This window comes from Streptomyces roseicoloratus (assembly GCF_004117935.1).
Lineage (GTDB): Bacteria > Actinomycetota > Actinomycetes > Streptomycetales > Streptomycetaceae > Streptomyces > Streptomyces roseicoloratus.
On record NZ_SDOY01000177.1, the window covers coordinates 40,285 to 49,699 of the forward strand.

The following is a 9,415-nucleotide window of genomic DNA, read 5'->3' on the forward strand; positions in this document are numbered from 1 at the left end:
GGCACGGCAGGCGCTCGGCCGGCAGGCAGGCAGCGGACCGGCGCGCCGCCGTCCGGCAGGCGTCGGTCAGCCCCGCATCGCCGCAGGGCAGGCGCCACTGCCGGCGGGCAGGCGTCGCTGCCGCCGGGCGTCGGAGGGGCCGGCGGGCGTCGGAGAGCCCGCGCCCGGACCGGCAGGCGTCGGAGGGGGCCGGTGGGCGGTCAGACGGCAGGCGTCGGAGGGGCCGGCGGGCGGTAGGCCGGTCAGAGTTTCAGCTCGACCGGCGTGAGCCCGCCCAGCGGTGCGCCCGGTCGGCGGTCAACCCGACCGGCGTCGCCGAACGGCAGGCGATACGCCCGGTCAGCGGTCAACCCGACCGGCGTCTGCCCAACCGACAGTTGGCCGACCGGCGTCAGCCCGACCGGCAGTAGGCCGACCGGCGTCAGCCCGACCGGGCGGTAGGCCCGGTCCGGTCAGCAGCCAGCGGCCAGCGGCCAGCCCGGCCCGGCCGGCGTCAGTCCGGCCTGCTCATCCCCAACCGGTGTCCGAGGGCGCCACGGAGGTCGCGACGACGCGCCCGTGGTCCGTCCCTGCTCCGGCGCCGCCCCCCGCGGAGCCGTGGTCGCCGCCCGCCGCCACCTGGGCGCCCGTGCCGAGGACGGCTGCCGCGAGGAGCGTGAAGAGCCAGCGCTTGACCTTGTTCATGTGATTCCACCCCGTTTGGTTCTCATGGTTCTTCCGGGCCTGGTTCGAAGGGGTTTGCCCTTCGAAGCGGCCCGGAATCCATCCTTGTCAGGCAACAGGGCCGTGGCCAGAACCGTCAGGGATCATGGATAGGCAATGACAGTTCATGAAGGCAGAACAAATGGCAGATGAACAGTCGGTAAACGGACAAAAGGAGGGCTCGGAAGGCGACGATCTCGCCCTGGCCCGCCTCTACAGCTACGCCCTGCGCCACACCACGACCACCCAGCGCGACCTGATCGACCACACCGGGCTGCCGCCCACGACGGCCGCGGCCGGCTTCGAACGGCTCCGCGACCTCCACCTGCTCCAGGAGAGGGAGGACCGCAGCGGAGCGTACGAGTGGTGCGCCCCGCCGGTGGCCGAAGCCCGCACCCTCGGCCCGCTGCGCCGCCGCCTCGAAGAGCTCCGGCAGGAGATCGACACCGCCACGCTCGAGTTCGCCGCCCTCCGCGAGGTGTACGCCGAGCAGGCCGGCGGCCCCACCGAGGACCCCAGCGTCGTCCTGCTCGAAGCGGCCGACGTCAACGTCATGCTGGACCGGGCGGCCCGGGAGTGCCGTACGGACCTGCTGACCGCGCAGCCCGGCGGCCCCCGGCCCGCCGAGGTCCTGGACCAGGCCCTCGCACGGGACGCCGAGATGCTGGAGCGCGGCGTCCGGATGCGCACGCTCTACCAGCACAGCGCCCGCTTCAGCCCCGCCACCGAGGCCTACGTCGAGCGGCTCACCGAGGCCGGCGCCGAGGTCCGCACCCTCAACACCCTCTTCCCGCGGATGATCGTCTTCGACCACCGCGTGGGCTTCGTCCCGGCCGGCGACGGCAGCAGCGCCCTGATGGTCACCCATCCGGACCTGGTCACCTTCCTGATGGACACCTTCGACGCCGCCTGGCACTCCGCGATGCCCTTCGCGACGGCGTACGAGACCCGGCGCCGGAAGCTCATCGCCTCGGACATGCAGAACGCGGTGGCCCGCCTGCTGCTCCAGGAGGACAAGGACGCCGCCATCGCCCGCCGCCTCGGCATCAGCGAACGCACCTGCCGCCAGCACGTCGCCAAGCTGATGGCGGAACTGGGCGCCCGCAACCGCACCCACCTCGGCTACCTCCTGGCCACGGAGATGAACCTGCCGCACGAACCGGGACTGAGGCCGGAGGGCGCGCGAGGCTGAGCTGCGGGCAGGACCACCGGGCCGCCGGGCCACCGGGCCGCTGGACCACCGGGCCGCTGGACCACCGGGCCGTCGGCCACCAGGCGGCCGCGGGGCCGCGGGGCCGCACCCAGCCCGCCAGTCGGCGGAGGGGCACGGAGGAGCCGGACGGGGGGAGCGGCATCGGGGGGACAAGCCGCTCCCCCCGGCGCGAACCGGACCACAAGCCCTGCGCCGCGTTCAGGGGGAAGCGCGCGGCGCGGACCCCGCAGAGGGGGCCGGTTCCCAGCCCCGCGGGTTCCTGCCAGACCCGCCGGGCTCGCCCTCCATCCTGCTCGCCCCTCACCCTTTCGGGTGCGGGCAAAAGGCCTCGATGCCCGGGCCCTTGGTCCATAAAGACTCGGTTAGGCTTACGCGGCCGGAGAGGCCCGTGCGGCGCGGCCAGGGGAGGGCGGACGAATGGCGCAGGCGAAGAAGATCGCGCTCTACGCGGTCGTGGTCTTTGTGCTGTACACGATCATCACATCCCCGGCCAGGGCGGCGGACCTGGTCCAGGTAGGGTTCGAGGGCATATCGAGCGCCGCTCAAGGCGTCGGCCAGTTCATGACCGAGCTCGTCAATTAGGACGGCTCCGGACTACCGGGAGTACCGCCGTGATCCGCCATCTGGTCCTCTTCAAGCTCAACGACGGCGTGCGGCGCGACGAGCCGCGCGTGGTCGCGGGCGTCGAGGCGTTCCGCGCCCTCGGTTCGCAGATCCCGGAGCTGACGTTCTGGGAGTGCGACTGGAACATCACCGACCGGCCGATCGCGTACGACTTCGCCATCAACTCGGCCGTCGAGGACAAGGACGCACTCCAGCGCTACCTCGACCACCCGGCACACCAGGCGGGCGTCGCCCAGTGGCGCGAGTTCGCCACGTGGGTGATCGCCGACTACGAGTTCTGAGACCGGCCCCGTCCGGCCGCTCAGCCTGGGCCCCTCGCCGTCGAACGGCGAGGGGCCGAGGTTTTTACCCGTCCAACGCGCCCTCAACACGTAGTTATCCGGTGCTTGCACACAGTGGACATGTCTTGTGATGCTATGACCGCTTTTGACGGATGAGTCGACCGAAGTTGACCTGCGAAGTTGACGTGAAGGGGTGGCGTGAACGTGCCGGCCAGTACAGCGCCTCAAGTCCCGCCCCAGAACGAGGCCGGGGCCGCCCCCGAGCACCCACGCCCCCGCCCCCAGAGCGCCCGCGGCGCCGACACCCGCGCCCTCACCCAGGTGCTCTTCGGACAGCTCAAGAACCTCGAACCCGGCACCCCCGAGCACCACCGCGTGCGCGGCGCGCTCATCGAGGCCAACCTGCCGCTCGTCCGCTACGCCGCCGCCCGCTTCCGCAGCCGCAACGAGCCGATGGAGGACGTGGTCCAGGTCGGCACCATCGGACTGATCAACGCCATCGACCGCTTCGACCCCGACCGCGGCGTGCAGTTCCCCACCTTCGCCATGCCCACCGTCGTCGGCGAGATCAAGCGCTACTTCCGCGACAACGTCCGCACCGTCCACGTCCCGCGCCGCCTCCACGAGCTGTGGGTGCAGGTCAACGGCGCCACCGAGGACCTCACCACCGCGCACGGCCGCTCGCCCACCACCGCCGAGATCGCCGAACGGCTCAAGATCGGCGAGGACGAGGTGCTGGCCTGCATCGAGGCCGGCCGCTCCTACCACGCCACCTCCCTGGAGGCCGCCCAGGAAGGCGACGGCCTGCCCGGCCTGCTCGACCGGCTCGGCTACGAGGACCCCGCGCTCGCCGGGGTCGAACACCGCGACCTCGTACGGCACCTGCTCGTCCAGCTGCCCGAGCGCGAGCAGCGCATCCTCATGCTGCGGTACTACAGCAACCTGACCCAGTCCCAGATCAGCCAGGAGCTGGGGGTCTCGCAGATGCACGTGTCAAGGCTCCTCGCCCGGAGCTTCGCCCGATTGAGATCCGCAAATCGGATCGAGGCGTAGCCGGAACGGGTATACCGCTTCCGAGCGACCTCACGCGCCATCAACTGCCGTACACCCCTTGTTTCCTGCGGATATGTCAGCTCACGATGTCGACATGTCACTACAGCGTGTTGCCGACATGTGACATTCTGCAGGAACCGCGTTTGCCGCAGCCCCGCCTCCGGTATTCAGGTGGAGGCTGCGTTCCTCAGATGGTCGTGGCCGCCACGACCGTCCGCGACCTCAAGGGGGTGGCATGTCCGCAGAACAGGGCAGCTCGAAGGTGCTCACGCTCACGCCCATGCAGACGCCCACGCTGACGCCCGTGCCCGCGCAGACGCCCGTTCCGGCGCAGACGACGGCACCGACCGCCGCGGACGCCACGGCGGCGGACCTCGGCGCCTCGGGCGTCGCCATCGCGGACCGCGCCGTGGCGGACCTCGCCGTCCCCGACACCACCGCGCGCACGGACGCCACCGCCACGGACGGCACCGAGGGGGCGGAGACGCACCCCGCACCGCCGGCCGTCGCGCCCGAGGCACTCGACACCCGGACCCTGTCCCGCTCCCTCTTCCTGCGGCTGCGCGCCCTGGACGACGAGGGCGTGGCCGCGGACAGCCCCGAGCGGACGTACGTCCGCGACACCCTCATCGAGCTCAACCTCCCGCTCGTGCGCTACGCGGCGGCCCGCTTCCGCTCCCGCAACGAGCCGATGGAGGACATCGTCCAGGTCGGCACCATCGGCCTGATCAAGGCGATCGACCGCTTCGACTGCGAACGGGGCGTGGAGTTCCCGACGTTCGCGATGCCGACCGTCGTCGGCGAGATCAAGCGCTTCTTCCGCGACACCTCGTGGTCGGTGCGCGTCCCGCGCCGCCTCCAGGAACTGCGGCTCGCCCTCACCAAGGCCAGCGACGAGCTCTCGCAGAAGCTCGACCGCTCGCCGACCGTGCCCGAACTCGCCGCGGTGCTCGGGGTGTCGGAGGAGGACGTGGTCGACGGCCTCGCCGTCGGGAACGCGTACACCGCCTCCTCGCTCGACTCCCCGTCCCCCGAGGACGACGGCGGCGAGGGCTCCCTGGCCGACCGCCTCGGCTACGAGGACACGGCCCTGGAAGGCGTCGAGTACCGCGAGTCCCTGAAGCCGCTGCTCGCCAAACTCCCGCCCCGGGAACGGCAGATCATCATGCTCCGCTTCTTCGCGAACATGACGCAGTCACAGATCGGCGAGGAGGTCGGCATCTCCCAGATGCACGTCTCCCGCCTCCTGACGCGCACGCTGGCACAGCTGCGGGAGGGCCTGATCGCGGACTGACGCCACCGCGAGGCACGAACGGACCGAGTGGTCCGGGGCGGACCGGGGCGGACCGAGTGGACCGAGCGGACCGGAGCGGACGAGAGCAGACCGGAGCGGCCTTCTACCACGAAGTCCGCTCCGTCGACCGGAAGTCCGTCGTATTGCTTCCTTGTTGACGGGTCGTCAGCCACACTGGCGGGATGCGACGGAGGCGGCTGGTGTTTCTCACGGCGGCGCTCTGCCTCGGCGGAGCGCTGACCGCGTGCGGGTCGGGCGACGACGGCGACGGATACGCGGCGGTCGGTGCCGGCACCTCGCCGAAGGGCGCGGTGGCGCCCTCCGGCTCGGTCACGCTGGTCCCCCTGGACCCGAAACCGGGTGACGCCATGTCCCCCGGCCTCACGTCGAGCACGTCGCGCCCGTCACCGCGACCGGACGGCGGGCAGGGCGGTGGCGGTACGGCCCCGAGCGGTACGGCGACGGCCCCGCCCCCGGTCAAGGGCGGGACACCAGGCACGCCGGGCACACCAGGCACACCAGGTCGCCCGACCGCACCCGCCACCCCGTCCGGTCAGGCACCGACGACAACGGCGCCGCGCCCGCCGGCACGCCCCTCGTCACCGCCCCCGGCACCGGCACCGTCCCCGTCGGCGACCACGAAGCCGCCGACGCCCGCCGCGCTCACCCTCTCCGCGCCCGTGCTCACCGACACCGACAGGCGCTGGTGCGAGAACGTCACCGTGACCTTCCGCAACGCCGGTGGCACGGCGGCGCGTTCGGGCACGGTGAGCTTCGCGACGCACGTCATCGGAGCGCTGGGCATCGACTGGGGCACGTTCACGTCCTCCCAGCCGCTGCCCGCGCCGATCGCGGCCGGAACGGCCCGTACGCACACCTACACGGTCTGCGTGGAGTCCTGGCGGGTCCCGCTCGGCATGCGCGTGGACACGCAGCGGGTCAGCGCGACGTGGCAGTAGGCGCGGCGACGGGCGCAGCGACGGGCTCGGAAGCAGAGACGGCGACGGCCGCGACGGCCGACTCGGCGGCCGACTCGGCGGCCGACTCGGCGGCGGACCCGGCACGGAGGGCGTCGAGCAGCAGCCCGGCGAACGGCTCCGGCTGCTCGACGCAACCCAGGTGCCCGCCGGGGAACGCCGTCACCGGGGCGCCGGTGAGCTCCGCGAGCCGCCGGGCGGGCCCGACCAGCGCCTCCTGATCGCCCGTCCCGCGCCCGACACCGAGGACCAGCTTCCCGGCGGCGACGCGCAGCCCGTCGAGGTCGGGCGCGGAGGAGGAGAAGGGGCACAGGACGTGCTCCAGGAACACGGGCATATTGGCCGCCATGCGGTCGGCCATCCGCCGCATGAACTCCGGCAGTTCGGCGTCGTGGCGCTCGGGCCTGCGCCCGTCCGGCGTTTCGGCGAACCGGGCCATGGCCGGCCCGAGCCCCCGGGTGCGGTGGAGCTCGCGCACCTCGGCGAAGTGGTCGCGGTACGGAGCGGGCTCGGCGAGCAGCTCGACGAGGGGCGGCTCGTGGGCGACCACGCGACGCACCCGGCCGGGATGGCGGGCGAGCAGGGCGAGCGCGACGACGGCACCGGAGCTGGCGCCGAAGACGTACGCGGGCGGAGGTGGTGCGGGGGTGGTCTCTCCGCCGTCGCGGGAGACGGCGGCGAGGACGGCGAGGGCGTCGTCGGCCCACTCGGCCACGGACTGGTCGCCGGCGATGCCCGGACGCACGAGGGGGCTGCGGGACAGCCCGCGCTGGTCGTACGAGACGACGGTGTACCCGGCGGCCGCGAGCCGGTCCGCCATCCCCTCGTACATCCCGGCATCGCCGGCGCCTCCGGGGATCAACAGGAGCACGGGACCGCTGCCGCGCGCCTCGTAGCGGAGGGTGGCACCGGGCACGACGACACTCCCGACACGCGTGGCGCTCGTGGCATTCATCGGATGTTCCCCCAGGTCTCCAAGGTGCTGTGGAGCGCGTCGAGCGAACGCGCCCAGGACGCGGCGACGGGCCGGGTGTGGTGGAAGCCGCCGCTCAGTTCGAGGTGGATGTAGCCGTGGAAGGTGGCGCGGAGCAGGCGCGCGGCGTCGGTGAGGTCGGGCTCGGTGAGCCCGTAGCCGCGGAGCATGCCGTACGTGAGCTCGACGGCCCGGACGAGGACGGAGCCGTCGGCGGCGACCTCGGAGGGCTCGATCCGCTGCTGCGTGGCGGCGTAGCGGCCGGGGTGGGCGAGCGCGTAGTCGCGGTACGCGCCGGCGAAGGCGACGAGGGCGTCCTTGCCGGAACGCCCGGCGACGGCGGCGCCGATGACGTCGTTCATCTCGGCGGAGGCGAGGAGCGCGAGCCGGACCCTTAGATCGCGGAGGTTCCGGATGTGTGAGTAGAGGCTCGCGTCCTTGACGCCGAAGCGACGGGCGAGCGCGGAGACGGTGACCTTGTCGAGCCCGCCTTCGTCGGCGAGCTCGGCGGCGGCCCGAACGAGGAGCTCGGGGGTGATCCCGGCACGACGACGCACCATGCGCGCGACTCCTTCCTAGGGGAACCAGCCAAAAAGCTAATGCCTCTAGGATCTCGGCCGCACCCGATTTACGAGCGGAACCGGTCACTCGGGGTGATCCGCCCGCAGATGCCGACGCAGGAGGACGTTCGCGTCGGTCTCGGCGCTCCAGTCGAAGCGGTCACGGGCGGCGGCACGGGCGGCGGCGAGCGCGGCGCAGTGGACGCAGTGCGGGACAGGGACGGGCGGGCGGAGCAGCTCGTACGCCGCGCCGGCACGCTCGTTGACGGCCCGGACCCCGGCAGCGATGCGCTCGTCCCGCGTCGCGGGACGCACGCGCTCAGGATCCGCCCGCCACTCCCGCCCACCACCGACGGGCCGCAGCACGGCGTGGGGCCCGGCCTGCCCCCGGTACTCGCCGACCTTGCCGGCCGCCGGATCGAACAGGTAGTCACCACGCTCCAGCCCCGCGCCTGCACCCGAGCACCCTGCCATCGCGCTGTTCCTCTCATGCCTCACCCGATCGGGCGATTACTCTGCGTGGTTCCAGCGTTGCTCAATGGAGAGGGGGGCCACAACGCTGATCGCGTTCCAAGGCCTGTTGTCACAAGGGGGATTGCGGTGCCCAAGAAGAGCACGACGGGAAGCGAGGCGGCCGCGACGACGGCGGAGGTGTTCGGCGAACTCCTCCGGCACTACCGGGAGTCGGCGGGTCTGACACAGGAAGCACTGGCATGCCTGATCCCGTGCGACCGCTCACTGGTGGCCAGGGTGGAGGCCGCGAAGCGCGTGCCGACGGACGCGTTCGCGAAGGCGTGCGACGAGATCCTGAAGACGGGCGGGGTGTTGTTCCGGCTGTGGGGGCGGATCGACTGGTACCCGCAGGTGCAGCACCCCGACTGGTTCGAGCGCCGGGCGGAGATGGATGCGAAGGCCACGGAGATCCGGGCGTACCAGATTCAGGTGGTGCCGGGCCTCCTGCAGACCCCTGCCTATGCGCAGTCCCTGTACGCGCAGCGACTCGAAGACGCCGAGGAGGTGGAGGAGCGCGTCCGCGCCCGGCTGAGCCGCCAGCAGCGCTTCCTCTCGCCTGGCGGGCCGGTGTACATCGCGGTGCTCGACGAGAGCTGTCTGCGGAACATGGTCGGAGATGCCGACGTCATGCGCGAGCAGTGCGCGCACCTGCTGAAGGTGGGCGGACTGCCCAACATCCGGGTGCAGGTGGCGCCCTTCAACCAGCCGGGGATCGACCGGCCGGACGCGTCGATGTCGCTGATTCTGCTGCCCGACGGGCGGCAGTGGGTCTACTCGGAGTCGCTCGACAGCGGCCACTTCAGCGACGATCCGGCCGTCTTCGCGCGACACTGCCAAACCTATGATGTGCTGAGGGCTGACTGCCTGTCGGGCCGCGAGTCCGCCGCTCTGATCAGCGACATGATGGAAAGGTACGGGCACCATGCAGAGGCACGATCTGTCCGCGGCGACCTGGATCAAGAGCAGCTACAGCGGGGCCAACGGAGGCGACTGCCTCGAAATCGCCCCCGGATTCCCCGGCCTCGTCCCCGTACGTGACAGCAAGTCCCCGGAAGGCCCGGCTGTCGTCTTCGAGCGTTCAGTCTGGGACAGCTTCATCCACAGCCTGTGAATCGTTTCCGTCGCGCGAGGGCACAGAGGCCGCGGCGGGCGGGGGTGCGGTAGGGCTTCTGGGGTTGGTGGGGCGGGCCGTGTCTGGTGGGCTTCTGGTGCGGCCGCCCTTGTT

The 9,415-nt window shown here is 72.0% G+C and carries 12 protein-coding genes; 8 read left to right on the forward strand and 4 right to left on the reverse strand.

Annotated features, from left to right (window positions below):
• Positions 1-507 precede the first annotated feature (507 nt).
• On the reverse strand, positions 508-684 hold the full coding sequence (locus ESG85_RS35225) for a hypothetical protein (protein WP_164986382.1): 177 nt from the start codon (positions 682-684) through the stop codon (positions 508-510).
• A gap of 160 nt (positions 685-844) precedes the next feature.
• On the opposite strand from ESG85_RS35225, the gene ESG85_RS33440 reads away from it, so the two are divergent.
• The 6 genes from ESG85_RS33440 (at position 845) to ESG85_RS36475 (ending at position 6,126) form a co-directional block, all read left to right on the forward strand.
• Entirely contained in the window at positions 845-1,894 is a 1,050-nt protein-coding gene (locus ESG85_RS33440) for a helix-turn-helix transcriptional regulator (RefSeq protein ID WP_164986383.1), read from the forward strand.
• 438 nt (positions 1,895-2,332) lie between these two features.
• A complete protein-coding gene (locus ESG85_RS35230; RefSeq protein ID WP_164986384.1) occupies positions 2,333-2,497 on the forward strand; it encodes a hypothetical protein in 165 nt (54 codons plus the stop codon).
• Positions 2,498-2,526: 29 nt separating this feature from the next.
• On the forward strand, positions 2,527-2,820 hold the full coding sequence (locus ESG85_RS33445; protein ID WP_128984936.1) for a Dabb family protein: 294 nt from the start codon (positions 2,527-2,529) through the stop codon (positions 2,818-2,820).
• A gap of 204 nt (positions 2,821-3,024) precedes the next feature.
• Positions 3,025-3,873, forward strand: a complete 849-nt coding sequence (locus ESG85_RS33450; RefSeq protein ID WP_128984937.1) for an RNA polymerase sigma factor SigF — start codon at positions 3,025-3,027, stop codon at positions 3,871-3,873.
• A 235-nt stretch (positions 3,874-4,108) separates the two neighbouring features.
• A complete protein-coding gene (locus ESG85_RS33455) occupies positions 4,109-5,167 on the forward strand; it encodes an RNA polymerase sigma factor SigF (protein WP_128984959.1) in 1,059 nt (352 codons plus the stop codon).
• Positions 5,168-5,847: 680 nt separating this feature from the next.
• Entirely contained in the window at positions 5,848-6,126 is a 279-nt protein-coding gene (locus ESG85_RS36475; RefSeq protein ID WP_246095534.1) for a hypothetical protein, read from the forward strand.
• Here the strand turns inward: ESG85_RS36475 and ESG85_RS33465 are convergent.
• The 3 genes from ESG85_RS33465 to ESG85_RS33475 all read right to left on the reverse strand — a co-directional run bounded on the left by ESG85_RS33465 (position 6,107) and on the right by ESG85_RS33475 (position 8,151).
• Positions 6,107-7,099 (reverse strand): alpha/beta fold hydrolase, encoded by a 993-nt coding sequence (locus ESG85_RS33465; protein WP_128984939.1) that lies wholly within the window; start codon positions 7,097-7,099, stop codon positions 6,107-6,109. The genes ESG85_RS36475 and ESG85_RS33465 overlap by 20 nt on opposite strands.
• Positions 7,096-7,677: a TetR/AcrR family transcriptional regulator gene (locus ESG85_RS33470; RefSeq protein WP_128984940.1), complete on the reverse strand. Its 582-nt coding sequence runs from the start codon at positions 7,675-7,677 to the stop codon at positions 7,096-7,098. The genes ESG85_RS33465 and ESG85_RS33470 overlap by 4 nt, the downstream gene beginning before the upstream one ends.
• An 84-nt stretch (positions 7,678-7,761) precedes the next feature.
• The gene (locus ESG85_RS33475) at positions 7,762-8,151 is read right to left on the reverse strand and encodes a hypothetical protein (protein WP_128984941.1); all 390 of its coding nucleotides are present in this window, start codon (positions 8,149-8,151) and stop codon (positions 7,762-7,764) included.
• A gap of 126 nt (positions 8,152-8,277) precedes the next feature.
• On the opposite strand from ESG85_RS33475, the gene ESG85_RS33480 reads away from it, so the two are divergent.
• Complete coding sequence (locus ESG85_RS33480) at positions 8,278-9,228, forward strand: helix-turn-helix domain-containing protein (protein ID WP_246095536.1); 951 nt, start codon at positions 8,278-8,280, stop codon at positions 9,226-9,228.
• Positions 9,191-9,301, forward strand: a complete 111-nt coding sequence (locus ESG85_RS36480; protein ID WP_246095538.1) for a DUF397 domain-containing protein — start codon at positions 9,191-9,193, stop codon at positions 9,299-9,301. Before ESG85_RS33480 ends, ESG85_RS36480 begins: the two co-directional genes overlap by 38 nt.
• Positions 9,302-9,415 lie beyond the last annotated feature (114 nt).

Excerpts from the sequence above, each read along its gene's own strand:
- ESG85_RS33465 (WP_128984939.1), bottom strand. The coding sequence starts at position 7,099 with ATGAATGCCACGAGCGCCACGCGTGTCGGGAGTGTCGTCGTGCCCGGT.
- ESG85_RS35225 (WP_164986382.1), bottom strand. The coding sequence starts at position 684 with ATGAACAAGGTCAAGCGCTGGCTCTTCACGCTCCTCGCGGCAGCCGTC.
- ESG85_RS33440 (WP_164986383.1), top strand. The coding sequence starts at position 845 with ATGGCAGATGAACAGTCGGTAAACGGACAAAAGGAGGGCTCGGAAGGC.
- ESG85_RS35230 (WP_164986384.1), top strand. The coding sequence starts at position 2,333 with ATGGCGCAGGCGAAGAAGATCGCGCTCTACGCGGTCGTGGTCTTTGTG.
- ESG85_RS33475 (WP_128984941.1), bottom strand. The coding sequence starts at position 8,151 with ATGGCAGGGTGCTCGGGTGCAGGCGCGGGGCTGGAGCGTGGTGACTAC.
- ESG85_RS33470 (WP_128984940.1), bottom strand. The coding sequence starts at position 7,677 with ATGGTGCGTCGTCGTGCCGGGATCACCCCCGAGCTCCTCGTTCGGGCC.
- ESG85_RS33455 (WP_128984959.1), top strand. The coding sequence starts at position 4,109 with ATGTCCGCAGAACAGGGCAGCTCGAAGGTGCTCACGCTCACGCCCATG.